The 24,758-nt window shown below is 61.2% G+C and carries 27 protein-coding genes, 2 tRNA genes and 1 pseudogene; 11 read left to right on the top strand and 19 right to left on the bottom strand.

Features of this window, described 5'->3' with window-relative positions; all coding sequences use genetic code 11:
- Positions 1–11: 11 nt before the first annotated feature.
- From N4R57_10155 to N4R57_10120, 8 genes are all read right to left on the bottom strand, one after another.
- Positions 12–1,088 (bottom strand): 2'-deoxycytidine 5'-triphosphate deaminase, encoded by a 1,077-nt coding sequence (locus N4R57_10155; protein UYV39327.1) that lies wholly within the window; start codon positions 1,086–1,088, stop codon positions 12–14.
- A 93-nt stretch (positions 1,089–1,181) separates the two neighbouring features.
- Positions 1,182–1,258, bottom strand: a tRNA-Pro gene (locus tag N4R57_10150).
- 88 nt (positions 1,259–1,346) lie between these two features.
- A complete protein-coding gene (locus N4R57_10145; GenBank protein UYV39326.1) occupies positions 1,347–2,438 on the bottom strand; it encodes a MerR family transcriptional regulator in 1,092 nt (363 codons plus the stop codon).
- Between the two features lie 18 nt (positions 2,439–2,456).
- Complete coding sequence (ihfA, locus tag N4R57_10140; protein UYV39325.1) at positions 2,457–2,759, bottom strand: integration host factor subunit alpha; 303 nt, start codon at positions 2,757–2,759, stop codon at positions 2,457–2,459.
- Between the two features lie 109 nt (positions 2,760–2,868).
- Positions 2,869–3,843, bottom strand: coding sequence for a ketoacyl-ACP synthase III (locus N4R57_10135; GenBank protein ID UYV39324.1), 975 nt, complete (start codon positions 3,841–3,843; stop codon positions 2,869–2,871).
- Positions 3,840–4,955: a phosphate acyltransferase PlsX gene (gene plsX / locus N4R57_10130; protein UYV39323.1), complete on the bottom strand. Its 1,116-nt coding sequence runs from the start codon at positions 4,953–4,955 to the stop codon at positions 3,840–3,842. Before plsX ends, N4R57_10135 begins: the two co-directional genes overlap by 4 nt.
- Positions 4,956–4,982: 27 nt before the next feature.
- Entirely contained in the window at positions 4,983–5,189 is a 207-nt protein-coding gene (gene rpmF / locus N4R57_10125; protein UYV39322.1) for a 50S ribosomal protein L32, read from the bottom strand.
- 198 nt (positions 5,190–5,387) lie between these two features.
- Positions 5,388–5,930 (bottom strand): DUF177 domain-containing protein, encoded by a 543-nt coding sequence (locus tag N4R57_10120; GenBank protein UYV39321.1) that lies wholly within the window; start codon positions 5,928–5,930, stop codon positions 5,388–5,390.
- Positions 5,931–6,013: 83 nt separating this feature from the next.
- Between N4R57_10120 and bamE the strand changes: the two genes are divergently transcribed.
- From bamE to N4R57_10105, 3 genes and pseudogenes are all read left to right on the top strand, one after another.
- Positions 6,014–6,484: an outer membrane protein assembly factor BamE gene (gene bamE / locus N4R57_10115; GenBank protein UYV39320.1), complete on the top strand. Its 471-nt coding sequence runs from the start codon at positions 6,014–6,016 to the stop codon at positions 6,482–6,484.
- A 90-nt stretch (positions 6,485–6,574) separates the two neighbouring features.
- Positions 6,575–7,306: a GNAT family N-acetyltransferase gene (locus N4R57_10110; GenBank protein ID UYV39319.1), complete on the top strand. Its 732-nt coding sequence runs from the start codon at positions 6,575–6,577 to the stop codon at positions 7,304–7,306.
- Between the two features lie 32 nt (positions 7,307–7,338).
- Positions 7,339–9,163 (top strand): annotated as a pseudogene (locus N4R57_10105) (ATP-binding cassette domain-containing protein).
- Between the two features lie 233 nt (positions 9,164–9,396).
- On the opposite strand, the gene N4R57_10100 reads toward N4R57_10105, so the two are convergent.
- The 3 genes from N4R57_10100 to N4R57_10090 all read right to left on the bottom strand — a co-directional run bounded on the left by N4R57_10100 (position 9,397) and on the right by N4R57_10090 (position 11,442).
- Positions 9,397–10,152: an SDR family NAD(P)-dependent oxidoreductase gene (locus tag N4R57_10100; protein UYV39318.1), complete on the bottom strand. Its 756-nt coding sequence runs from the start codon at positions 10,150–10,152 to the stop codon at positions 9,397–9,399.
- 61 nt (positions 10,153–10,213) lie between these two features.
- Positions 10,214–11,278, bottom strand: coding sequence for an AbrB family transcriptional regulator (locus tag N4R57_10095; protein ID UYV39317.1), 1,065 nt, complete (start codon positions 11,276–11,278; stop codon positions 10,214–10,216).
- 87 nt (positions 11,279–11,365) lie between these two features.
- Positions 11,366–11,442: transfer RNA gene (locus N4R57_10090), tRNA-Ile, on the bottom strand.
- A gap of 327 nt (positions 11,443–11,769) precedes the next feature.
- On the opposite strand from N4R57_10090, the gene purM reads away from it, so the two are divergent.
- Complete coding sequence (gene purM / locus N4R57_10085; protein ID UYV39316.1) at positions 11,770–12,816, top strand: phosphoribosylformylglycinamidine cyclo-ligase; 1,047 nt, start codon at positions 11,770–11,772, stop codon at positions 12,814–12,816.
- On the top strand, positions 12,813–13,406 hold the full coding sequence (gene purN, locus N4R57_10080; GenBank protein UYV39315.1) for a phosphoribosylglycinamide formyltransferase: 594 nt from the start codon (positions 12,813–12,815) through the stop codon (positions 13,404–13,406). Before purM ends, purN begins: the two co-directional genes overlap by 4 nt.
- Before the next feature lie 4 nt (positions 13,407–13,410).
- Here the strand turns inward: purN and N4R57_10075 are convergent, their stop codons facing one another.
- Positions 13,411–13,626 (bottom strand): hypothetical protein, encoded by a 216-nt coding sequence (locus N4R57_10075; protein UYV39314.1) that lies wholly within the window; start codon positions 13,624–13,626, stop codon positions 13,411–13,413.
- Positions 13,627–13,938: 312 nt separating this feature from the next.
- Here N4R57_10075 and rnd point away from each other — a divergent pair, with 312 nt between their 5' ends.
- Positions 13,939–15,096: a ribonuclease D gene (gene rnd / locus N4R57_10070; protein UYV39313.1), complete on the top strand. Its 1,158-nt coding sequence runs from the start codon at positions 13,939–13,941 to the stop codon at positions 15,094–15,096.
- Between the two features lie 55 nt (positions 15,097–15,151).
- On the opposite strand, the gene N4R57_10065 is transcribed toward rnd, so the two are convergent.
- Positions 15,152–15,664, bottom strand: coding sequence for a hypothetical protein (locus N4R57_10065; GenBank protein UYV39312.1), 513 nt, complete (start codon positions 15,662–15,664; stop codon positions 15,152–15,154).
- A gap of 125 nt (positions 15,665–15,789) precedes the next feature.
- On the opposite strand from N4R57_10065, the gene N4R57_10060 reads away from it, so the two are divergent.
- On the top strand, positions 15,790–16,197 hold the full coding sequence (locus N4R57_10060) for a SufE family protein (GenBank protein ID UYV39311.1): 408 nt from the start codon (positions 15,790–15,792) through the stop codon (positions 16,195–16,197).
- A 163-nt stretch (positions 16,198–16,360) separates the two neighbouring features.
- On the opposite strand, the gene N4R57_10055 is transcribed toward N4R57_10060, so the two are convergent.
- The gene (locus N4R57_10055; GenBank protein ID UYV39310.1) at positions 16,361–17,023 is read right to left on the bottom strand and encodes a DUF1638 domain-containing protein; all 663 of its coding nucleotides are present in this window, start codon (positions 17,021–17,023) and stop codon (positions 16,361–16,363) included.
- Between the two features lie 34 nt (positions 17,024–17,057).
- On the bottom strand, positions 17,058–17,762 hold the full coding sequence (locus N4R57_10050; GenBank protein UYV39309.1) for a B12-binding domain-containing protein: 705 nt from the start codon (positions 17,760–17,762) through the stop codon (positions 17,058–17,060).
- A gap of 221 nt (positions 17,763–17,983) precedes the next feature.
- Here N4R57_10050 and N4R57_10045 point away from each other — a divergent pair, with 221 nt between their 5' ends.
- Positions 17,984–19,096 carry a PA0069 family radical SAM protein gene (locus N4R57_10045; GenBank protein ID UYV39552.1) on the top strand — a complete coding sequence of 371 codons (1,113 nt, stop codon included), beginning with the start codon at positions 17,984–17,986 and terminating at the stop codon, positions 19,094–19,096.
- A gap of 27 nt (positions 19,097–19,123) precedes the next feature.
- Here the strand turns inward: N4R57_10045 and N4R57_10040 are convergent, their stop codons facing one another.
- The 4 genes from N4R57_10040 to N4R57_10025 form a co-directional block, all read right to left on the bottom strand.
- Positions 19,124–19,378 carry a methionine synthase gene (locus tag N4R57_10040; GenBank protein UYV39308.1) on the bottom strand — a complete coding sequence of 85 codons (255 nt, stop codon included), beginning with the start codon at positions 19,376–19,378 and terminating at the stop codon, positions 19,124–19,126.
- A 15-nt stretch (positions 19,379–19,393) separates the two neighbouring features.
- Complete coding sequence (gene bmt / locus N4R57_10035) at positions 19,394–20,407, bottom strand: betaine--homocysteine S-methyltransferase (GenBank protein UYV39307.1); 1,014 nt, start codon at positions 20,405–20,407, stop codon at positions 19,394–19,396.
- 33 nt (positions 20,408–20,440) lie between these two features.
- Complete coding sequence (locus tag N4R57_10030; protein UYV39306.1) at positions 20,441–22,411, bottom strand: phosphatidylglycerol lysyltransferase domain-containing protein; 1,971 nt, start codon at positions 22,409–22,411, stop codon at positions 20,441–20,443.
- Between the two features lie 200 nt (positions 22,412–22,611).
- Positions 22,612–22,929, bottom strand: a complete 318-nt coding sequence (locus tag N4R57_10025; protein UYV39305.1) for a DUF1476 domain-containing protein — start codon at positions 22,927–22,929, stop codon at positions 22,612–22,614.
- Between the two features lie 209 nt (positions 22,930–23,138).
- On the opposite strand from N4R57_10025, the gene N4R57_10020 reads away from it, so the two are divergent.
- From N4R57_10020 to N4R57_10010, 3 genes are all read left to right on the top strand, one after another.
- On the top strand, positions 23,139–23,897 hold the full coding sequence (locus N4R57_10020) for a phosphoribosylaminoimidazolesuccinocarboxamide synthase (GenBank protein ID UYV39304.1): 759 nt from the start codon (positions 23,139–23,141) through the stop codon (positions 23,895–23,897).
- Positions 23,898–23,989: 92 nt separating this feature from the next.
- The gene (gene purS, locus N4R57_10015; protein UYV39303.1) at positions 23,990–24,217 is read left to right on the top strand and encodes a phosphoribosylformylglycinamidine synthase subunit PurS; all 228 of its coding nucleotides are present in this window, start codon (positions 23,990–23,992) and stop codon (positions 24,215–24,217) included.
- On the top strand, positions 24,217–24,735 hold the full coding sequence (locus N4R57_10010; protein ID UYV39302.1) for a hypothetical protein: 519 nt from the start codon (positions 24,217–24,219) through the stop codon (positions 24,733–24,735). Before purS ends, N4R57_10010 begins: the two co-directional genes overlap by 1 nt.
- Positions 24,736–24,758 lie beyond the last annotated feature (23 nt).

Here is a 24,758-nt window from a genome sequence, read left to right as displayed (position 1 = left end):
ACTGCATCGCGTCACGTTGTGCGGAAGTGCTTTGACAGTTTGAGCCCTTGTCCTTGGTAATTAGAGGCGATCCCCGAGCCATAAAGCTGTGCGGGGACTTCTGCCATGCGCTCATAAACAAGCCGCCCAACGACTTGCCCGTCTTCGAGCACGAAGGGGCTTTCGTGACAGCGGACTTCAAGCACACCGCGTGACCCAGTGCCTCCGGCGGCATCATGGCCAAAACCGGGGTCAAAGAAGCCGGCGTAGTGTACCCTGAATTCTCCGACCATGGCCAAAAATGGGGCCATTTCTGCAGCGTAAGCAGGTGGAATGTGGACGGCTTCGCGACTGACAAGGATATAGAACGCGCCGGGATCAAGAATGATCTGCCCAGTGTCTGTGTGCAGCTCTTCCCAGTACTCAGACGGGTTGTAATAGCCGATACGATCAAGGTCGATGACGCCGGTATGTGGCTTGGCGCGGTACCCAACGAGCGTGCCAGACGCTGGCTTGAGATCAACTGAAAATCCTAGGCCATCATCGAACAGCGGCGGCGTATCAACGAGGGCACTCTTGGCGTGAAGCGTTGCGAGGTCGGCGTCGCTCAGCACAGCCTGTCCCTCGCGGAAACGTATTTGATTGAGGCGCATACCTGGGCGGACAAGCACGGAAAAACTACGCGGGCAAATTTCGGCGTAAAGCGGACCAGAGTAGCCGGGCGCGATACGATCGAACTCCTCTCCGCCATCGGTGATCGTGCGGGTCAACAAATCAAGCCGGCCTGTGGAGCTTTTAGCATTGGCAACGGCATGGGTGCCCTCAGGCAAGGCGAGGGCCTCCATCAGAGGCACGACGTAAACACAGCCCTTTTCCAGAACGGCGCCATTGGAGAGATCAATCTGGTGCATCTCGAACTCTTCAAGCCGGTCGGCCACGGTTCGGTTCTGTCCAGCGAGAAAAGACGCGCGTACGCGCCAGGCGCGGGTGCCAAGGCGCAGATCAAGACTGGCGGGTTGAACCTGTTCGGGAAGGATCTTCGGAGACGCAGACAAAGCGCCTGTTTCGATCATCGCTTCAATCTGTTGGCTGGCCAGAACACCGGTCATGAGATGCGTCCCATAAAGAATTGCATTCAGTTGGTGATAACGGTTTGGAGCAATAAGGGAAATGTGAAACTGCGCGTCGCGGGGGAGGATTTATGGTCGGGCTAGCAGGATTCGAACCTGCGACCTCCCGTCCCCCAGACGGACGCGCTACCAGCCTGCGCTATAGCCCGACAATTTCGCCTTGATAGCGAATCTGAGCCCGGGGGCAAGGGGGAAATTAGCCTTACGGGCGGATAATATGAGGTTCCGGGGTTGTGGCTATTTGCCGGTCTGTCTCGCAACGAAAGCTGCGAGCTTGTCACGTTCGGCGCTGACGCGGGCAAGCACGTCAACCGGCAGTGTTTGCCCTTTGCGTTTGGCAAGCGTGGCAAGAAGGCCGGGGGCCGCCTCAATCGTATCGTCTGCGGGGTCGTCGGGCAGTTCGATAATTGCAGGTCGCGGTTTTTGCGGTTCGGCGGGCGTTGGTTCGGGTTCTGAAGCGGCGGCGTCGGCTTCAATGATTGGTTCGGGCGAAGACGGCTCAGAATCGGTTACTGTATCGGTTGTTTCGTCGGGAGCAGGTGTGGAACGGTGAAGAAACGCGGGCAGGGTGGCTGCATCGGGTGTAATTGTTGGTTCGGTGTCTGATTGCTGCTCGGAGGGCGTGGAGCGGAATTCAGGCTCTGGCACTGGTGCAGGCGTTGGTTCCGGGTTGGATGTCTCATCCGCACCGATTGCTTGTTGCTTCGTAGCGGGTTCTTCTGCTTCTGCTTCTGCTTCAGGTTCATCTTCAGGCTCAGGTTCCGCTTTGGAATCCGCAACGAGCGGCATGGCATCTTCGTCGGCAGTAAAGTCTTCGAACACGCGAGTATCAGCTGCGGGTGCGCCATCGACGGGAGCGGATTCGTTTGCTGATATCGTGTTCTCTGGGTCAGGTTCTGCCTGAGGTTCCGGCTCTGTTTCCAGCTGTGCCGGAGTGTCGGGGGCGCTTTCTTCACGCTGAAATTGCAAGACTTGTGCGCTGTCTCCAGCGGTTTCCTGCAAAGTGGGCTCTGGTATTGCGTCCGCCTCGAACGGGGCTTCGTCAAAATCCTCATCAATCGGATGGGACAGACCTGAAACGTGTTTAACGCCTTGTTCGCGCAAAACTTTCTGCACGCCTTTGATGGTCATCCCATCGTCATGTAGAAGTTTTTTGATCCCGCCCAGAAGCAGCATATCCGCCGGGCGGTAATAACGCCGTCCGCCTGCGCGCTTGACTGGTTTGACTTGGGTGAATTTGCTTTCCCAAAATCGTAGAACATGGGCCGGGGAGCCGAGCCAATCGGCAACTTCAGAGATCGTACGGAAGGCGTCTGCGGATTTAGCCATCTGCCCGGTATTGCCCCCTTAGCGTTTGTTGCCGTCTGCCACGCGCTCTTTCATCAGGTGCGAGGGGCGGAACGTTAGAACGCGGCGCGGGTTGATCGGAACCTCTTCGCCGGTTTTCGGGTTGCGCCCTACGCGGGCCGCTTTTTCACGGACCGAAAAAGTGCCGAAGGATGAGATTTTTACTTGCTCGCCCTCAACTAGGGCGTCGGACATGTATTGGAGAACGCTCTCTACCAATTGCGCGGAATCATTGCGTGACAGGCCGACTTCGCGAAACACGGCCTCGCTCAGGTCCATGCGTGTCAATGTCTTATCGGTCATTCTTCATCTTCCCCCGTGTTTTCAGCAACCTTAGAAGCATCGGAATTTCCGAGTCAATATCAATGACTTGCAAGTGGGGTATTAAGGCAGTTTTCAGCGCGAATTCGCGCTACCAACGCAAAACCACAGCGCCCCAGGCCAATCCTCCGCCGATTGCCTCGGCGACAAGCAGGTCGCCGCGCCTGATCTGGCCGCGCTGAACGCCCACGGACATGGCGAGGGGAATCGACGCGGCTGACGTGTTTCCGTGGTCCTGGACCGTGACGACCACACGTTCCATCGGCACACCCATTTTGCGTGCGGTGCCTTGAATGATGCGGATATTGGCCTGATGAGGCACAATCCAGTCGACGGCGTTGTCGTCGAGCCCGACCTTGGAGAGCGCGGCATGGGCGGTCGAGGTAAGCTTGTCCACTGCTTTGCGGAAAAGCGGGTTGCCTTGCATGCGTAGTTTGCCCGAATGACCGGTCGAAGAGACGCCGCCATCGACATATAGCATGTCGCGAAAGCGACCGTCAGAGTTGAGGTCCGAGGAGAGAACACCGCGATCTTTGGTCTCGCCCGTGCCGTCTTCGGCCTGAAGAACCAACGCGCCCGCGCCGTCGCCAAACAGCACGCAAGTTGAACGGTCGGTCCAATCCATGATGCGCGAAAACGTCTCGGCACCAATCACCAGCACGGTCTTGGCTTGACCCGATACAATAAGCGCGTTGGCGTTGGTGAGGGCAAACACAAACCCGGCGCAGACGGCCTGAACGTCAAACCCATAGCCGCGCGTCATCCCAAGCCTTTCCTGCACCATAGTCGCTACAGAAGGGAACGTGAGGTCAGGGGTAGAGGTGGCAACAATAATGGCGTCGACATCGTCAGGTTCGAGCCCAGCATCAGCCAATGCGGCGCGAGCAGCGGCAGTGCCCATGTCAGACGTGGTTTCACCTTCGGCGGCAAAGTGGCGCCGCTCGATGCCTGATCTGCTTCTGATCCATTCATCAGACGTATCGAGCGTTTTCTCGAACTCGCTGTTGGGCACGACCCGTTCGGGAAGGTAATGGCCAACGCCTTGCACGACTGCTCTGATCGTCATTTATCGTTGTGTCCTTTTTCGTCTTCGCTGTCGGAGCCCGCGAGCATTGTTGCTGCTGCAATCCGCGCCGCCAGTTTCGCCGAGAAGTTGCTTTCAGCGAGTTGCGAGGCCAGCTCAACGGCCGCTGCAACGCCGGTTTCGTCAGCCGACCCGTGAGATTTGACCACGGTCCCGTTCAAGCCAAGAAAGACCCCTCCGTTCACGCGCCGCGGATCGATTCGCTTTTTCAGGCGCTGAAGAGAGGTATAGGCCAAAACCGAAGCAAGGCGCGATAGCGGTGAATAACGGAACGCATCACGCAGGAGATCGCCGATCAGCGAGGCAATGCCTTCGCCGGTTTTAAGCGCGACATTGCCGGTGAAGCCATCCGTGACGATCACGTCACATTTATTGCCGGGCAGGTCGGAGCCTTCGACAAAACCAACATAGTCGAACGCGCCGGTTTCGGCGTTCTCGGCTATGAGAGAGTTGGCGGCCTGCATCTCGGGGCGGCCTTTGAATTCTTCGGTCCCGACGTTCAAAAGCCCGACGCGCGGATTTTTCAGGCCAAGCCCGTTGCGGGCGTAGGAGGCCCCCATCAGCGCATATTGCAGCAGGTCGCGCTCATCCGCTTTTACATCAGCGCCCGCGTCGAGCATCATGTTGAACCCTTGCGGGTTACGCGATGGCCAGAGCACCGCAATGGCGGGGCGATAGACACCCGGCAATTTGCGAAGGCGCACCACCGACAGCATCATCAACGCGCCGGTATTGCCGCAAGAAACGCAGGCCCGCGCTTCGCCGGAACGCACCGATTCAAGGGCAGACCACATCGAGGTTTTCTTGGAATTGCGCAGCACTTCGGATGGTTTGTCATCCATGCTGACAATATCGCTGGCGTCACGAATCTCACATCGGTCGATCAGGTGCTTCTTGCGCGCAACCAACGGTTCAAGTGTGGCTTTGGGGCCATGCAGGACAAAGCGCAAACGCGGGTTGTCCTTGGCCGAACGAGAAATACCGGCGACAACAGTCGCCGGTCCCTTGTCGCCGCCCATAGCGTCGACAGATATAAGAATTGGTCCGGAGCTGTCGCCCGTTTCGTTGACTGCGCTGGTCTCAGCAAGTGTCATTCGGCGGGCGGCCCCCAGGGCGCGGACTTAAGCCGCGTCTTCGTCCAGGTCGATCTCGTCTACCATGGCAACGATCTCGCGATCGTCATAATGGCCACAGGAAGGGCAGACGTGATGCGGGCGGCGAAGTTCGCCGCAGTTGGAGCATTCATTCGGGTTTGCCGCAACCAGCGCGTCATGTGCACGGCGGTTGTTGCGGCGCGATTTCGATACTTTGTTCTGCTGGACGGCCATGTCACAACCTCAATCTAAATTCCGGGCAGTGCCCTGTTTCGTCTGAGGCGGTGACCGCCCCGTTCATGGGTGTTGCAGGCTCATATTCGGAATGAGACCGCCTGTTCAACCCTAAATCCTCAAGAAGCCGGGAAAATAGCTATATTTGTCCGGCACGCAAGCGGTTTTTCGCGGCTTTCGGTGAAAACCTTACTCATCTTATTCCAGTTTGTCGCGCAAAGCTTTCAATCCGGCAAAGGGGCGCGCGTCATCGTCGCTCATTGGCGCCTTGCCAGGTTCGGTAAAGCGGTCGGTTTCCAGAGCGGCATCACTCGCACGCGGATAGAGTGGCAGCGCCAGAGAAAGCGCCTCGCTCAACACCGCTTCCAGGTCGATGAAGGATTGAAGCTTTTCGATCGACTCGTCATCAGGCATCTCGATCTCTTCATCCTCGACGTCCTCCTCAGGGAGACGGGCCAAGAATCGCCGTGTGACTGGGGTTTCGATCCGAGTGGTGACAGGGGCGAGTGTGACGACGCAGGGCTGCACGACGGTCGCGCCAAGCTTCGCCTCGAGCCGCCAGTCGCGTTTACCGTCGGCCTCAATATAGCCGGAAAACTGGACTTTTTTCAGCGCGAGCAAGTCAAGCGTCGTCGCGATTTCGCCAAGCCGGGCGGCGTTTGGCGCGATGTCGAAAGGATTCTGCGCGGTCTGGGAGAGCGCCGAGACGCGCAAACAATGAGATGCGGATTGGTCAGTCATTGGCTTTCATTTCTTGAAGAAGGGGGCGAAGCTGTTGTAAGCGGGATAAAAGGCGCCAATCGCCATGACAAGAGGGCAGCAAAATGGGCAATATTGTCGGAGATAAGATTTCCGGGCTTAGGCTTGCATTGGCGATCCTCGCCGTGGCTTCGATTGCGGCGTGTGCTTCGGTCTATCGCAATCACGGCTATGTTCCAAGTGAGGATGACCTGGCCGAGATCACCGTCGGCGTCGACACGCGTGCGACAGTTGATGAGGTGGTGGGGGCGCCGTCTGCGGGTGGATTGCTTGAAGGTGGCGATTATTACTATGTGCGCAGCCGGGTGCGGCACTTGGGCATGAAGAAACCCGAAGTGGTTGAGCGCCAAGTGGTCGCGATCAGCTTTGATCAGGGTGGCGTTGTGCGCAACATCGAGCGGTTCGGGCTTGAGCGTGGCCAAGTGGTGCCGATCTCGCGCCGGGTGACCAGCTCGAGCGTCGACGGCAAAGGGTTCTTGCGTCAACTCCTTGGCAACATTGGAAATTTCAACCCTGCGGCTTTGCTTAATAACTGATCCTTTTTCCGTCTTTGGCTGTAACCGCTTTGTCATAACTTGCGTGTTATGGCGGGAGTGCCTAGCGTTGAGATATGCAAGGGGGGCCGGATGGATCTTGGTCTGAGAAAAGGGCGCTATGTGGCGCGGCTGAGCCGGGAGGCGGAGGACGTCGCCGCGGCGCAGGCGTTGCGGCACGCGGCATTTTTCGGACGCGACGGTCAGGACCACGATGGGTTCGATGCGACCTGTCTGCATCTTTTGGTCGAAGAGCGGGCGACGCGGCGGTTGCTGGCTTGCTGCCGGGTTCTTCCGCTTGAGGCCGGGCAGATCAACGAAAGCTATTCGGCGCAATATTACGATTTGTCGGGCCTTGAGAGTTTCGACGGTCCGATGCTGGAAATCGGTCGGTTTTGCGTTCTTCCCGGTCTGAATGACGCCGATATCTTGCGCATGGCGTGGGGCGCAATGACGCGCTATGTCGATGAAAACAATATCAAAATGATGTTTGGCTGTTCGTCCTTTGCGGGCACGGACGAGGGCGAATATCTGGACGCCTTTGCCATGCTGAAAGAGCGGCATCTGGCGCCGAAACGCTGGCTGCCGCGGGTCAAGGCGCCGCAGGTGTTTCGCTTTGCCAACAGGCTCAGGCGCAAGCCGGATGTGAAGCTGGCGATGTTGCGGATGCCGCCTTTGTTGCGCACCTATCTGTTGATGGGGGGCTGGGTGAGTGACCATGCGGTGGTCGACCGGCAGATGGGCACGCTGCATGTGTTCACCGGGCTGGAGATCGCGGCGATTCCGCCGGCGCGTAAACGGCTGCTCAGGGCTGTGGCGGCTTGACGCTTGGGGCTGCGGCGGATAGCTGACAAACCATGGCGCGCACACCTTTGTTACAACTCACCGGCATTTCTCTCACCTTTGGTGGAGAGCCCGTTTTTGACGACCTTTCGTTGATCGTTCAACCCGGCGACAGGGTCGCTTTGGTTGGCCGCAACGGATCAGGAAAATCCACTCTTCTCAAAGTGATGGCCGACATTGTTGAACCAGATAAAGGCATACGTGTTGCCGGACCTGGGGTGAGTGTTGGCTATATGGAGCAGGGCCCGACGATGGAGGGGTTTGCGACGCTGGGAGACTATGCGGCGAGCGGGCTTGAGCCGGGGGAGCTTTACCGGGTGGAGCGCGCGGGAGAGGGCCTTAAGTTTGATCCGGGCCGCGCGGTTGAGACCGCTTCGGGCGGGGAGCGGCGGCGGGCGGCGCTGGCCAAACTGATGGCAGAAGCGCCGGAGTTGATGCTGCTTGACGAGCCGACCAACCACTTGGATATCGAAGCGGTTCAATGGCTGGAAGACGAGCTTAAAGCGACGCGTGCGGGCTATGTTTTGATCAGTCACGACCGTGCGTTTCTTACGGCGCTGACGCGGGCAACCCTTTGGATTGACAGGGGAAAAGTCAGGCGGCAGGAAAGGGGATCTCGCCGATTTCGAGGTCTGGCGCGACAAGATCTGGGACGAGGAAGACACCGCGCGGCACAAGCTGGATCGCAAGATCAAGGAAGAGGCGCGGTGGGCCGTGGAAGGGATTTCGGCCCGGCGCAAGCGCAACATGGGGCGGGTGCGGGCATTGCATGACCTGCGCAAGGACCGGGCCAGCCAGATCAGGCGACAGGGCACAGCCGGCATGGCGCTGGACGCGGGGCCGAAGTCCGGGCGCAAGGTCATCGAAGCGCGTGGAATTTCAAAGCGTTACGGCGATAAGCTTATCCTTGATAATTTCGATCTTACAGTGATGCGGGGTGACCGGGTGGCCTTTGTCGGGCCGAACGGGGTTGGCAAAACGACTCTGTTGAAGCTGTTGATGGGCGAGACTGCGCCAGATGAGGGCAGCGTTAAACACGGCACGAATCTGGTGCCTGCGATCTTTGATCAGGCGCGGGCGCAGTTGGACCCGGATGCGACGCTTTGGGACAGTCTGACGGCGGATGTCGGGATGCGTGTTTCGGGGCGCTCGGATCAGGTTATGGTGCGCGGTGAGCCGCGCCATGTTGTTGGTTACCTTAAAGAATTTCTGTTTGACGAGCGGCAGGCACGGGCGCCTGTTCGGTCGCTTTCGGGGGGCGAAAAGGCCCGGCTTTTGCTGGCGCGGCTGATGGCGCGTGAGAGCAATTTGCTGGTGCTGGACGAGCCGACAAATGACCTTGATGTCGAGACGCTGGACCTGTTGCAAGAGTTGCTGGACGGCTATGACGGGACTGTTTTGTTGGTCAGCCACGACCGTGATTTTCTGGACCGTGTGGCGTCGATCACCATTGCTATGGAGGGCGATGGGCGGGCCGTGACCTATGCCGGGGGCTGGAGCGATTACCGCGCGCAGCGGGCCGAAACTGATGCTGGGAAATCTGAGGAAAGTCAAGCAAAGTCAAACGCTTCTCAGGAAAAAGTAAAGTCAAAGACAGCGGCGAAATCCGGGTTGTCCTTTACCGATAAACACCGGCTGGAAGAGCTTCCGGGGGTGTTGGAACGGCTGGAGGCGGAGATCGCGAAGCTGGAGGAATTTCTTGGGCAGCCGGAGCTGTTCACCAAGGAGCCGGTGAAGTTCAAGAAAGCCAGTGAGGCGCTGGTCGAGCGGCAAGAGGCGCTCGCGGCGGCCGAAGAGGAATGGTTAACGCTTGCTGAAAAAGCAGAGGCCAGTGGTTAATTTCCGCTGAAAACGGGGGGGTGACTCCCGGCTGACATTCGGCTGACTCCCGGCTGCCGGGGGATGTGTTAACGTTAATTTGCGTTAAGGATTGGACCGCTGGCGGAGCGGGGCGCTTGGGCGGCACTCTCAAGCCCGGACCCAAGCCCAGACTCAAGCCCAGACTCAAGGCCGCAGGCCGCCGGGCCAACGTCAGCCCATGGGAGGGGCTGACGCTGACCAAGGGCGTAAATTTATTGCATCCGCAACGCGCCGTCGAGGCGGATCACCGAGCCGTTGAGATAACCGCATTCGACGATGAACTGTGCCAGACGGCCATATTCATTAGGATCGCCCAAACGCTGGGGGCAGGTGACATCGGCGGCGAGGCTGTCCTGAACCTCTTGCGGCAGGCCCATGAGCATCGGCGTGGCAAAGATGCCCGGCGCGATGGTCATCACGCGAATCCCGTCACGCGCCAGATCGCGCGCCATCGGCAGGGTCATGCCAACGATGCCGCCCTTGGAGGAGGCATAGCCGACCTGACCTTTTTGACCGTCAAAAGCGGCGACCGACGCGGTGGAGATGATCACCCCGCGCGAACCGTCATCATCGGGCGTGTTCTGGGCGATTTCGACAGCGGCAAGGCGGGCGACGTTGAAGCTTCCGACCAGATTGATGTTGATGATCCGCTGGTAATGGTCGAGCGCATGGGCGCCGCCCTTGTGCAGGGTTTTCTCGGCGGTGCCGATCCCGGCGCAGTTCACCGCGCAGGTGATGCGGCCCATGGCGGATTTCGCGGTTTGCATGGCGGCGGCGACGCTGGCCTCGTCCGTGACATCGGTTTCGGCGAAGGTGGCGCCGATTTCGGCGGCGAGGGCTTTGCCGCGCTCGGCGTCGCGGTCGAGCAGGGTGACCTGTGCGCCGGCAGAGATGAATTGACGGGCGGTGGCTTCGCCGAGGCCCGAGGCCCCTCCGGTGATGACGGCGGCGGTATCGGACATTTTCATTGGGGCGCTCCTCCAGCGTTGAATTGAACAGGTGTTCAGTAGCGCCGTCAGGTCGGGCTTGTCAAAGCTTCGTTTCGTCGCGCAGCAGCCAGCGTTTCATCAGGCCGAGGGCAAGGACGGTGACGGTGATGCGAAAGATATGGTGCAGCGTGACAAACGCCGGATTGGCATTGAGCGAGAGCGCCACAAGCGCCATTTCGTTGACGCCGCCGGGGGCGAAGGTGATGAGCAGCACCTCGAAGCCTTGATCGGTGAGCGACAGCAGGATGAGCGAGAGCGCCGCACCGATCAGCAGCATGGCCGAGACCGAGAGCAGCGACAGCCAGAGCCCGCGCAGCAGCATGGCCCGGCTTAGCCCGGCAAAGCGCATCCCCAGCGAGGTGCCGACAACCACCTGTGCGAGGCTGACCAGCCAACCGGGGATGGAGAGCGGTTGCCCCCAGATCGCCAGAAACGCCGAGACCAGCAGCGCGCCGGTAAGTTGCCACGCCGGAAGGCGCAGCAGCTTGCCCAGCGTGATGCCGAGCGCCAGCGCACAGGCGGCGAGCGCCCAGTTGGTGGGATCGCCCGCGGCGGCGGCGCCCATGCCTGCGGCGCTGCCGACGGGGCGGCCTTCGTAGAGCGACAGGCCAAGCGGGACGAGGCCGATCACGCCGATGATCTGCAAGAATTGCTGGGTTACGAGGCGGCGCATATCGGCGCCGGCGTCTTCGCCCATGGTGATGCTTTCGATCAGCCCGCCGGGCGCGGCGGAGTAATAGGCGGTGGCGTGGTCAAAGCCGCCGAAGCGTTTGAAAATCCAGTAGTTTACGGCGAAGGCCAGAGGCACGAAGACGATCACAGCCGTCATCGAATAGATCAGGCTGGCGGGTTCGGAGAACAGATCGGGCGTGACCTGAGCGCCGATCACAAGGCCGATGGTCGCAATGAAGAGTACGCGGAAGCGTTGCGGGAAGGTGTAATCCGCCGGGACGCTTTGCGGTGCGATGATCGAGAGCGCGGCGCAGAAGATCAAGCTTCCCAGTAGCCAAGGCAGGGGCAGCGGCGTGAGCGATGCGAGGAAGCCGCCAACCGCGCCGAACAGGCAAAGCGCCAGAGTGATCAGAACGAGGCGGGCGATTTGCATGTGTGATCCTTCGCGTGCCGGTCTTTACGTGTGCCGGCCTATGTCGGCCGTCAGGCTGTGGGCATGGGGCGCGGCGAGGGAGGAGCGTGGTAGGCCCGGCAGGACTTGAACCCGCAACCAAAGCGTTATGAGCGCTCTGCTCTAACCAATTGAGCTACAGGCCCCTCCGGCGCTTTTGTTAGCAGGTGAGGGCGTGGCGTCAAGCGGGGGTGTGCGTGTTGCTTTTGATTGTTTGGGGGCTGGTCTTCTGATGTGGGTTGGATTGGGGGGGGCGTGAAGCGCAGGTTAAGTTGGGGGCCAGCCCCCAAGCACAGGTTGGAGTGGGGGCCGCGCCCAAGCGCAGGTAGAATTGGGGGCTGGCCCCCACACACAGGTTAGATTGGGGGCCAGCCCCCACACCCCCGGGATATTTCCAGTCAGATGAAGGGCTGGGGCGTGGACTTTGTGGTGGGGTTGGTCTATCGCAACCGCAGCAAGTTTCGGGGGCTGCCATGAGCGACAAGAAGAACGGGATCACCTATGCCGAGGCGGGGGTGGATATTGATGCGGGCAATGCGCTGGTTGAGCGGATCAAGCCGGCGGCCAAGCGCACGGCGCGGCCCGGGGTGATGAGCGGGCTGGGCGGGTTTGGCGCTTTGTTTGATCTCAAGGCGGCGGGCTATGAGGATCCGATCCTTGTTGGCGCGACCGATGGAGTTGGCACCAAGTTGCGGATTGCGATTGATACCGGCGAAGTTGGCGGCGTGGGCATTGACCTTGTGGCGATGTGCGTGAACGACCTTGTTTGTCAGGGCGCTGAGCCGTTGTTTTTTCTGGATTATTTCGCCACCGGGCGTTTGGAGCTGGATGTGGCGGCGGTGATTGTCGAAGGCATTGCCGAGGGCTGTGCCCTGTCGGGTTGTGCGTTGATCGGGGGCGAGACCGCCGAGATGCCGGGGATGTACCCGGACGGAGATTTTGATCTGGCGGGCTTTGCCGTGGGCGCGATGGAGCGCGGTGCGGATCTGCCCAGCGGTGTGGCGGAGGGCGATGTTTTGATCGGTCTCGGCAGCAATGGGGTGCATTCGAACGGTTATTCGCTGGTGCGCAAGCTGGTTGAGGTGAGCGGTTTGGGCTGGGACGCGGCTTGCCCTTGGGGAGAGGGCACGTTGGGCGCTGCATTGCTGGCGCCGACGCGGCTTTATGTGAAGCAGGCCTTGAAGGCGGTGCGCGCGGGCGGCGTTCATGGCCTTGCGCATATCACCGGCGGCGGGCTGAGTGAGAACCTGCCACGGGTGTTGCCCGAGGGATTGGGCTGTGAGGTTGATCTGAATGCATGGGCCTTGCCGCCGGTGTTTGGCTGGTTGGCCGAAACCGGGGGGATGGCCGAATCCGAAATGCTCAAGACGTTCAACTGTGGCGTTGGCATGGTGTTGGTGGTTGATCCTGCTGAGGCGGAGGCCGTTAAGGCGTTGCTGACGGGTGAGGGCGAGGCGGTCTATGATCTGGGCCGGGTCGTGGCCGGTGAGGGCGTGCGGTATTCCGGGGCGTTGATGTGACCAAACGGGTTGCGATCCTGATTTCCGGGGGCGGCTCGAACATGGTGTCGCTGGTGGAGAGCATGGTCGGGGATCATCCGGCGCGGCCCTGTCTTGTGATGGCCAACAGCGCCGATGCGGGCGGGTTGGCGCGGGCGCGCGGGCTTGGGGTGGCGACCGGTTTTGTCGATCACAGGGACTTTAAGGGCGACAGGGAAGCATTTGAAACAGAACTGATTTCGCGGATTGATGCGCGGGGTGCGGACATTGTTTGTCTGGCCGGGTTCATGCGGATTTTGACGCCGCTTTTCATTGACCACTACACCGGGCGGATGTTGAATATTCACCCGTCGCTTTTGCCGAAGTATCGCGGCTTGCACACCCATGCGCGTGCCTTGGAGGCCGGTGAGCGGGAGGCGGGCTGCACGGTGCATGAAGTCACCGCAGAGTTGGATGACGGGCCGATCCTTGGGCAGGCGCGGGTGCCTGTGGCGACGGATGACACGCCAGAGACGCTGGCTGCGCGGGTCTTGGCGCAGGAACATGTGCTCTACCCGGCGGTGCTGCGCCGGTTTGCGGGCGGAGAGCAGGGCCGGATAGAGCTTGGCTAGGCAATCAGCGCGCGCCTTGCGGGGCGGTGAGGCTGGCGGAGTTGCCGTGCCAATCGGTGAGAACTGCATTGGCTGCCGGATCGGGCGCAGGGGCGAGCAGGGCGACGCCGCCGAGGACGACAACAAGAGCCAAACCCGTGAGCAAAGCACCCGCGCCTGAGCGTTCGCGGGCCACACCGAGGGCCGTGGCGGTGGTGAGGTTGAGGTCAATCGCAGACATGATGAACGCTCCTTTTCTGTGCTGTTCGATCTTTTAGATAGGAATGCGCCCAGCATAATTAAAATGAATGTTTGGCGAATGACGCTTCACAATATGTGATGTTATGCGGTGGCAGAGGCTGGCTGCGACCAGTCTGGGCCTTCGGGGCTGTGGCCGTTCAGCGCCGCTTGTTGCTGCGGTTTAAACGGCTTGAGGTGAGAGCCGTTCAGAGGGTATCCTTTTCTTTGGGGGCATTTCAGCGTAAGACCGCTGAACGCTCTGAGAAAATGATAAGAGCTGAACGCTCTGAGAAAATGATAAGAAAAGCCCCAAATGCGCACATTGACGACCACGAACGAGCTTGCTGAATTCTGTCAGGAAGCGGCCAAACATCCCTATGTCACTTTGGATACCGAGTTCCTGCGTGAGCGAACGTATTATTCCAAGCTTTGCCTGTTGCAGATGGCCTATCCGGGCGAGGGGGATGAAAACGCGGTTCTGGTTGATACGCTGTCTGATGCGCTCTCGCTTGAGCCGCTGTACGAGCTGTTTCGCGATAAGGGCGTGGTGAAAGTGTTTCACGCGGCGCGTCAGGATCTGGAGATTTTTCAGGTCGATGCCGGGGTGCTGCCTGATCCGTTGTTCGACACGCAGGTGGCGGCGATGGTCTGTGGCTTTGGCGAGCAGGTCGGATATGAGACCTTGGTGCGCCGGATCGCCAAGGAAACGCTTGATAAAACCTCGCGGTTTACGGATTGGTCACGCCGCCCGCTGACGGATGCGCAAAAGACCTATGCGCTGGCGGATGTCACGCATTTGCGGGTGATTTACGAATACCTTAGCGCGGAACTGGCCAAGCGCAGCCGCGAGAAATGGGTGCGCGAGGAGTTGGAGATACTGACCAACCCCGACACCTATGAAGTGAAGCCGTCAGAGGCGTGGAAGCGGGTGAAAACGCGCACCAACTCGGCGAGGTTCCTTGGGATTGTGCGCGAATTGGCGCGGTTTCGCGAAGGCTATGCGCAGGGGCGCAATGTGCCGCGCAACCGGGTGTTCAAGGATGACGCGCTGGTTGAGCTGGCCTCGACCAAGCCGGGGAACATGAATGATCTGGGCCGGTCGCGGTTGTTGCTGCGCGAGGCCCGCAAGGGCGAGATTGCCGAGGGGATTCTTGCGGCGGTGAAAGCCGGGCTGGAATGTCCTGCGGAAGATTTGCCCAAGATCGACAAGAGCCGCGACAAGTTGCAGGTGAACCCCGCGCTGGCAGATTTGCTGCGCGTGTTGCTGAAGGCCAAGACCGAGAGCGAGGGCGTTGCACCCAAGCTGATCGCGCCGTCGGCGGATCTGGATGCGATTGCGGCGGGGCTGAGGGATGTTGCCGCGCTCAAAGGCTGGCGGCGCGAGGTGTTTGGCGAGGACGCGCTGAGGCTGTGCGAGGGCAAGATTGCGCTGGCGGCCAAGGGGCGGCATGTGACGGTTGTTGAACTGTGATCGCAGGTAAGGTGGGGTTTAACCCCACCTTACGGGCAATGCCAGCTGTGGCGGATCAGAAGCGGCCGCGTGACGTGGAGCGGGCGTTTTGCGCGCCTTTGACGCGGATCGTGCGGATACCGGCGAGGTCAGCATCAGGAACGAATTGTGCCGCGACAAGTTCACGACCGGTTTCCGGCCCGACGATGCGGGTCGGGGTTTGCAGCGCTTTCAGCGTATAGCTGAGCGTGCCGTCCTTGGCGTCGTCATCCTTGACCATGCGCACTTCGAACGGACCTTGCCGGTTTGCCACGCCCTTGACCCGCACGATGGCACCACCGGCGGCGCGTTCGACGACCAGCTCTTTGATAACAGCGACGGGGGTGCCGGCGTAGACCTCGGGGCCGCGACGGGCAAATACACCCCCACGTTTGTTGGGGATCAGCGGGTTTGTCGAGCCTTCCTGCGGGAGGGCTTCGCCGCGGCTGCGCCCGAACCAGTTGAACGGGTTGAACGCCGAATCGCGGACCGTGCCGCAGGCTGTAAGCGTCATGGTCGCCAGAAGTAGCGCCAAAAGAGGTTTCCGCATGGTATCTGCCCCGGTTTGATCTTTTCATTGGGTTAGCGCATATCGCTTGCTTTGAAAAGACGCTCTGGACCTTGGGCGCAGGGCTGACTATCCCAAGGGCCGATTGAAATGCGAAGGAAAGCACCATGGCAAGCCAAGCGTTTGAGGATGTCGTCGAGGATTTTGAATTCCTTGAGGAGTGGGAAGAGCGCTATGGTCATGTGATCGAGATGGGCCGGGCGATGGAGCCGCTGCCTGATGCTCTCAAGGTTGCGGCGACCAAGGTGGATGGCTGTGCCAGTCAGGTGTGGTTGCATCCCAAGATCGAGGGCGGGGTGTTTTCGTTCGAGGGCGACAGCGACGCGATGATCGTGCGCGGGCTGATTGCGGTGCTTCGCTGCCTTTATAACGACCTGCCAGTGGGCGCCGTGGGCGCGGTTGATGCGCAGGCCGAGTTGGCGCGGCTGGGGCTGGATGAGCATTTGTCGGCGCAGCGTTCAAACGGGGTGCGGGCGATGATCGAGCGCATTCGCGAGGTTGCGGCGGCGGCGTGAGTGTGTGGTTTGGGGCGAAGGCTCCGGCACGCTGGTTTTGGTGGGGCTCAGCCGCCACGCGCTGGTTAAAGTGGGGGCCAGCCCCCACGCGCTGGTTTAAGCGGGGGCCAGCCCCCGCGCACTGATTCAAGCGGGGGCCAGCCCCCGCGCCCCCGGGATATTTTCAGTCAGATGAAGGGGTTGGGCGGGTTGCCTGATCTTTGAGGATGGTCGCCAGATCGCCGTAGCCGGTGGGGCGGTGTTCGAAAGCGAGGCCAAGGCGGGTGGCGGCGGCGCGGGCTTTTTCGACGAGGGCGGGGTCGTCGGTCTGGGCTTGATAGACCAGCGTTTCGTAATTGCCGAAGATCATGTCACGCAGTTCGGGATGGCGGTCGAGGCCCATTGGTTTGATGATGAAGGCATCGAATTGCCGCACGAGGAAGTCGGTGAGGTAAAACGAGCGCATGTCCTCGTCTCCGCGGGCGGCGAAGGCGTCATTGCCCTCAAAGAAGGAATAGCAATGCGGGCCGGGGATCATTTCGACGCCGAGGTCGTCGCATTTTTTCTGAAGCATCCCGCCGGTGCCGCAATCGGCGTAGACGATGAAGATACGCTCATAGGCGTCGCGGTGTTTGGCGACGGTTTCGGCGACCGCGTCGGTGATTTTTTCCGGGTAGAGGTGCAGATTGGCCGGGAGGCAGCGCAAATCCATATGCGTCCAGCCGTTGATTTCGATCAGCGCGAGGATCTCGCGGGCGAGGGCGCCACAGGCGATGAGCAAAAGACGGGCATCTTTGCCGTGAGAGGCAAGCCCGGTTTCTGTGAGGGTTTGATCGTCAGGGATCATGGGGTTCGGGCGGGGGTTGCCCCCCGCCATCCGTTCAGGCGCTAGCGCCTTGATTGTGTTTGCGACCGACCAGCGTTTTGGCGGTTTCAACCGCGACGGCGGCGTCGCGGCAATAGGCGTCGGCGCCGATGGCTTTGCCGAACTCTTCGTTCAGCGGCGCGCCGCCGACCAGAACGATGAAATCGTCGCGTTTGCCTTGTTCGACCAGCGTGTCGATCACCACCTTCATATAGGGCATGGTGGTGGTCAGCAGGGCGGACATGCCGAGGATGTCGGCCTCTTCCTTGTCGAGCGCTTCGAGATAGCTTTCGACGGCGTTGTTGATGCCGAGGTCGACCACTTCGAAACCGGCGCCTTCCATCATCATCGAGACGAGGTTTTTGCCGATGTCGTGAATGTCGCCTTTGACGGTGCCGATCACCATTTTGCCAACCCGCGGCGCGCCGGTTTCGGCCAAGAGCGGTTTGAGGATGGCCATGCCGCCCTTCATCGCGTTGGCGGCAAGCAGCACTTCGGGCACAAAGAGGATGCCGTCGCGGAAATCGTCACCGACGATTTTCATGCCGCCGACAAGCGCCTCGGTCAGCACCTTGTAGGGGGTCCATTCGCGTTCGAGAAGGATGTTCACGCCTTCTTCGATCTCTTCCTTGAGGCCGTCATAGAGGTCATCGAACATTTGCGCGACAAGCTCTTCGTCGTCGAGTTCGCTCAGGATGATGTCTTCTTCTTCCTCGGACATGGGCGTTTCCTTGCGTTTCAATGGGGCGGCGGGCCGCTCCCGAATTGGCTGGTCCTGATTTTACGAATGCCAGACTGTCGCGGTTTTGATTGGCCAGATTGCGACATGGGCTGCACTTTTGCCGACTTATCGCGGTAAATCCAGAGGGTTGGGCGTGAAAAATCTTCATGTCTCATATGCGGCGCGTTGCGTGTGTTCGTGTTATGTTCTATTTTGCGCCAATGCAGGAGAGCGAAACAGAGAACGAAACAGAGCGCGCCACAGCGGCGGTGGCCCGCGAGCGGCGCAAAGGGCGTGGCGCGGTGAGCAATGCCAGCGGGCGGTTTGAGACGCACAGCCGCGAAGAGGTGTGGGATGGTTGGGATATTCCCGAGGAGCGGGCCGGGTTTGCCACCCAAGTCGCCGAGGAGCAGGCGCGCAGCCTGATCAGCTACAACCGCTCGCCCGATTTGCCGTTTGACCGTTCGATCAACCCCTATCGCGGCTGTGAGCATGGCTGCGTCTATTGTTTCGCGCGGCCCAGCCACGCCTATCTCGGGCTGTCGCCGGGGTTGGATTTTGAAACGCGGCTGGTGGCCAAGGTGAATGCGCCGGAGGTTTTGGCGCGGGAATTGCGGGCGCGGTCCTATGCGGTGGCGACCTTGGCGATTGGCACGAATACCGACCCTTATCAGCCGGTCGAGCGGGATCGCGGCTTGATGCGGGCCTGTCTGGAGGTGTTGCGTGCGTTTCGCCATCCGGTGGCGATTGTCACCAAGGGGGCGTTGATCGAGCGGGATCTGGATATTCTGGCCCCGATGGCGCGCGAGGGGCTGGTGCGGGTGGGGATTTCGGTGACGACATTGGATGACGGCTTGTCGCGGCGGATGGAGCCGAGGGTGCCACGCCCGGCGCGGAGGTTGGCGACGATCCGCGCCTTGGCCGAGGCGGGGGTGCCGGTGCGGGTGATGGTGTCGCCGGTGGTGCCGGGGCTAAGCGATCACGAGGTTGAGGGGATTTTGAGCGCGGCCCGGGACGCGGGTGCGCAGGCCGCAAGCTGGATCATGTTGCGCTTGCCGCGGGAGGTTTCGCCGATTTGGCAGGAGTGGCTGGGCGAGCATTATCCCGGCCGGGCGGCGGGGGTGATGGCACGCTTGCGCGAGATGCATGGCGGCAAGGAGTACGATGCCCGTTGGGGGCGGCGGATGCGCGGCGAGGGGGTTCACGCCGAGATGATCGCGGCGCGGTTCAAAGCGGCGGCAGCGCGGCTTGGGCTGGATCAGCGCCAGCCGGAGTTGCGCAGCGATCTGTTTGCGCCGCCAGCGCAGGCCGGGGACCAGCTGGCGTTGTTTTGAGGGGTGCTCAGCGGGGTTGAGCGGCGTTCAGCTGCGGGGTTTGCGCCCGACGAGCCAACCGGCAAAGAGCAGCGCCAGCAGGATCGCAAGCGGGGTCAGCACCATATATTCAAAGTCGTGGCCCTGTAGCTCCCAAGGCATGGGGGTGTTACAGCTGTTGTTTGTCGGCGGGCGGTAGGCGCAGGCCATGCCGGACACATAGAGATAGCCCATCACCCATGCGGCGGCGAACAGCGCGGCCAGCACAAACAGGAAGACGCGCAGGAAGCGGCGGGCTTTCACAGCGATCTAGCGCAATCAGCCGCGACGCCGGCGCGAGCGGCGCTTGGGCGCGTCGGCCTCGTCCCCTGTGCCGTCAACGGCAGAGGAAAAGCCGCCCAGCGCTTCGGTGATTTGATCGAGGGTTGGGCGCGGGCCGGTGGGGCGTGTTTCAAGCGCCTCGCGCATGTGGCGCAGGTGATCTGGCATGGTGCCACAGCAGCCGCCAATGATTTTTGCGCCGCAATCGCGGGCGAGCACGGCGTAGTCGGCCATCAGCTCGGGCGTGCCATCATAGTGGATGTGGCCGTCGTGGTATTTCGGGATGCCGGCGTTGCCCTTGGCGATGATCGGGCGCTCGGAGCCTTGGGCGACAAAGCCGAGCACGGTGCGCAGCAGGTCCGAGGCACCGACCCCGCAGTTGGCGCCAAAGGCGAGCGGGGCGTTGGGCAGTTTTTCGACCATCGTGGCCATATCTGACGAGGTGACGCCCATCATGGTGCGCCCGGCTGTGTCAAAGCTCATCGTGCCGCACCACGGCATATCGGCCAGCGCAAAGGCTTCGGCGGCGGCGGCGTATTCTTCGGGGGCGGAAATGGTTTCGAGCCAGAGCACGTCTGCGCCGCCTTCTTTCAGGCCTTCGGCCTGTTCATGGAACATCTCGACCGCGCTTTCGTGGGTGAGGCTGCCCATGGGGGCCATGATGTCGCCGGTGGGGCCAACGGAGCCGGCAACAATGACGGTGCGCCCGGCTTTGTCGGCGACGTTGCGGCCGATTTCGGCGGCGGCGCGGTTGAGTTCGCGCACGCGGCTTTCGGCGTTGTGGAGTTTGAGGCGCGAGGCGTTGCCACCGAAGGAATTGGTGAGGAAGATGTCAGAGCCGGCATCGACCGCGTTTTTGTAGAGCGTGGTGATGCGGTCTTGGTGATCGACGTTCCAGAGTTCGGGCGCGTCGCCGGCTTCCAGCCCCATGTTGAAGAGGTTCGTGCCGGTGGCACCGTCGGCCATGAGCCAGTCGCGGGAGGCAAGAAAGCGGGCGAATGTGTCGTTCATGGTGCGGGTGTCCTTGGCCGGAGAGTTCGCGCTTCACGTGTCACACTTGGGGCTGTGGTGCAATCCTATATTGTTCATCATGGTCATGAGCCGCAGGGGGCGGCGCACCGCAAGCGCAAGGTCTGCGGCGCCAAGCAGCAGCGACAGACGCGAGGGCGCGGCCATATAAAGCGGCTCGTAGCGCGGAGCAAAGCTGGATTTGAACTGCAGCAGGCCGGGGCCATTGGCGGCGCGAAACACCGCGCTTCGCAGGCGCTGTTCAAGCGGGCCACAGCCCGGTGAAAGCGCCGGGACCGAGGCCAGCGATAGGCGGCGGCGGTTGTGCCGGGCGGCATGGGCGATGGCGCAGGCGACCAGCGCGTGCATGGTGCCGTGGGGGGCCGCATCGGCCGAGCGCATCACATCGAGGCAGAGTTCATGAGCCGAGCTGTGCAAGGTGGCAAAGCCTTGAAGCTGATCGCCTTTCCAAGCGAGGAAAACAAGGTGGTGCGACAGGTAGTCGTGATCGAACCGCCCCATGGTCAGGCCACGCGCCGCCCCTTGACGGGCGCGCCACTCTGCGTCGATCCGTGCCATTTCGGCGCGGGGAAGATGGGCGGCGCGGGTGGTGGTGACGCCGGCGCGCTCGGCCTGGCGCAATTTGCGGCGGAGTTGGCGCAAGGGGCGGGCGGAGAGGTCAAAACGGGTCGGGTCGATCACCGCCTCGTCAGCCACATGCCAGAGGGCAAAGCCCGACTGGCGCGCCGCAAGGGCGCTTTGGGCCGAGCATTTATAGATCACGGGCACGCGGTTGATGGATTTGGCAGCCCTGCCGAGCAGGGGCAGCAGATCTGTCATCGTGCCACGCGCCGGGTCAAACAGCAGGGTGAGGGTTTGCCCGGTTTCAACCGTGACGCCCGAGGCCTTGTCAGACGCGAACAGCCGGCCACCGTTTTGTCGCGCAACGCCGAGTTCCGAGCGCGTGGCATGGGCCAAGAGGCGCGGGCCGGGGCGGCGGCGGGTCAGGGCGGACATGGGGCCGGGGTGGCCGCGTCGGGTGCGGGCTCGGGGCGCGGGTGTTGCGAGGAGATAGAGTGTCGCCAGTGCTGCGGGCAAGGCGTAATAGACCAGCCGGAACGCCAGCACCGCCGCGAGCAGCGCAGGTTCGGGGGTTTGCGGCAGGAGCGTGAGCAACATCAGCTCGAACGGGCCGACCCCGCCGGGGGTGCCAGAGACCAGCGCCACGCCGAGGGCGAGCAGAAAGACGGGGTAAAGCGTGCTGAGCGCCACCGAAGCCTCGGCCGGGAGCAGAACATAGAGCGCGATGCAGGCGGCGAGCGTGTCGATGAAGGTGAGCCAGAGGATATGGCCCATGGCCGCAAGGCTGGGCAGGGCGAGCTGTGCGCCGCCCGGCAGTGTCAGAACGGGCCGCCAGAGCGCCAATGCCGCAAGAAGCGGTGCAAGCAGGAGGGGCAGGTAGATCCACGGTAGGGCCAGATCGGGCAGGGGCGCGGTCATGGGTGTTACCAGTGGCAGCACCAAGGCTGCGAGGGCCGTGACAACAGACCAGCCGAGCAGAAAGGACACCGCAACGAGCGCAGAAATCTGTGAGCATTGTTTCAGGGAGCTGCGCGGCAGGGCGCGCCAACGGGCGAGCGCGCCGGTGATGACGCCAAGCCCGACAGTCTGGGCAAGCGCGATGGACGCCACCCCAGCAAGCGCGGCATCGCGATCGTCAACGCCGCTACGTAGGTGGCGGTGCACCACCACATCATAACGCCCGACGGCCCAGAAGCTGACCCCCGTAGCAAGAGCGGCAAGCGCCCAGCCCGCCGGTGAGATGCCACGAAACGCCGATTGCAGCGCCGTGACATCAAAGTCATCCAGATTCCCGGCCAGTAGCCAGAGACAGGCCAGCCCAAGCATCAGCGGCACGCATTGGCGCAGCAGCGGCCAAAGGCGCAAGTGTATCGGCGCGGCACGCGCAGGTGCCAGCGCCGTAAAGCGTTCAAATTCTGTCGTCATTCCCAGCGCATCCCCAAGGCACCCACCCAATCGGCGCAGCATAGGGTGATAAACCTTTCGGGGAGGTTAACCGTTGCGGTTACCCAGCGCGGGGGAGATCGCGGGGGCGAGGGCGGTTGCGCGCAACAGCAGGGGCCCAACAAAAAACCGCGCCGACCCGGCAAGCGGGTGACGCGGTTTTAAAGCGGTTGTTTGGCCGCTTAGGACGTTTCGGTCATGACCTGCTGTTTGGCGAGCGGTGTCAGCTCGGCCAGTTTGGCGCGGATCGTGTCGGCGTCAGCGATTTCGCCGAGATCGCCGGCGACTTTGCGCACCACGTCCTCGTGGCCGGCTTCTTCGAAATCGGACTTTACGACTTCGATGGCATAGGCATCGGCATCGCTTCCGGTTTTGCCCAAAAGTTCAGCCGCCCAGAGGCCGAGAAGTTTATTGGCGCGGTTGGCGGCCTTGAACTTCATCTCTTCATCATGGGCGTATTTGTTTTCAAAGGCGTTTTCGCGTTCGTCGAATGTGCTCATCCGGGGGTTCTCCAACGGCTGGTTTGCTTGGGGTAGATATGCCTATTGATCGGCCCAAGGGCAAGGGGCGGATCGTCGCAAATGACATTAGAATGCGACAATGGACCCTTTGCAAAAACAGCCCCATGCAATATGAGACGCGCCATGGCGGAGAGTCTTGGATAGTCCAGACGTTACCCGAACGGCCCGCCGCAACGCGAGGAGCCCGCATGGCACGGCGCAAGAAGATTTATGAAGGCAAGGCGAAAACCCTGTTTGAAGGGCCGGAGCCCGGCACTCTGGTGCAGTATTTCAAGGATGACGCCACTGCGTTCAATGCCGAGAAGAAAGATGTGATTGAGGGCAAGGGTGTCCTGAACAACATGCTTTCAGAGTTTTTCATGAAAGGGCTGACCAATATCGGCGTGCCCAATCATTTTATCCGCCGCATCAACATGCGCGAGCAGTTGATCCGCGCCTGCGAGATTGTGCCTTTGGAAGTGATCGTGCGCAATTTTGCCGCCGGGAGCCTGTCAAAGCGGTTGGGAATCGAAGAGGGCACCGCGCTGCCGCGTCCCATCATCGAGTATTCCTATAAGGATGACGATCTGGGCGATCCTTTGGTCACGGAAGAATATATCGCCGCCTTTGGCTGGGCCAGCCAGCAGGATATGGACGACATCGTGAGCCTTGCGCTGCGGGTCAATGATTTCATGTCGGGTGTGATGTATTCGGTCGGGATCAAGCTGATTGATTTCAAGATCGAGGTTGGCCGGGTGTATGACGGCGATTTTCAGCGGTTGATCGTGGCGGATGAGATTTCGCCCGACAGCTGCCGGTTGTGGGATATCGAGACGGGTCAGAAGCTGGACAAGGATGTGTTCCGCCGCGATCTGGGCTCGTTGACCGATGCCTATAGCGAAGTGGCCAAGCGGTTGGGTGTGATGCCCAAGGGCGCGACGCCGATGAAGCCGACGTTGATCAATTGAGGCGTGGCGTCCGGCGCAGGTCGGGGAGAATGAGTATTTTTGGCAAGATGAAGGGCGCATGGCGCGCCAGGAAATGAACCGGGGGACGGGCGATGAAAGCCAAGGTTTATGTAATGTTGAAGGATGGGGTGCTGGACCCGCAGGGTGCGGCGGTCAAACATGCGTTGGGCGCACTTGGGTTTGACGGCGTTGATGGCGTGCGTCAGGGCAAGGTGATCGAGCTGGATCTGGCCGAGGGCACCAGCGAGGCGACCGTTAAGGACATGTGCGAGAAGCTGTTGGCCAATACGGTAATCGAAAGCTACCGGATCGAGATCTGATGTTTCTCTTTAGTCGTCCATTTCTGTTTGAGGAAACGGCGGCTGGGGAGCGGATTGTTTCGTGGCGGGTTTGGTTGCTTGTCTGGCTGTTGCCGGGGGTGTTCGCTTTGGGCACCGTGGCGATGGTGGGCGAGGCGGGTTGGCGTCTGCAGGGCACGGTTGTCGGGCAGGGCGAGGTTGTGCGGGTCTATACCTTTGAGGGGGAGACCGTGTTTGACCGTGGGGTGCTGAATTACAGCCCGGTGTTTCGCTATGAGTTCGCCCCCGGAGAGATGATCGAAGCGAGCACCGGCATGTCGCATCCCGATTGGAATTACGAGATCGGGTCTGTGCACGAGATTTACTATAAACCGAGCTATAAGACGAATGTGTCCCTGCCGGGGGCGCATAACTGGGCTGTGGCCTGGGTGATCGGGGGGATAACGGCGGTCTTGCTGCTGCCTGCGTTGTGGCTGCACCGGCGGGTGCGGCGGTGGCAGCGGGGCGGGGTTTCGCGCTATGGCGCGGTAAAGATATAGCCGCGCAGGGGGATGCGCGGTCG

The sequence above is a fragment of the Rhodobacteraceae bacterium D3-12 genome, from assembly GCA_025916135.1.
Classification (GTDB): Bacteria; Pseudomonadota; Alphaproteobacteria; order Rhodobacterales; family Rhodobacteraceae; genus JAKGBX01.
The sequence above is the reverse complement of the archived record's forward strand: the minus strand, read 5'-3'. Positions and strand labels throughout refer to the sequence as shown.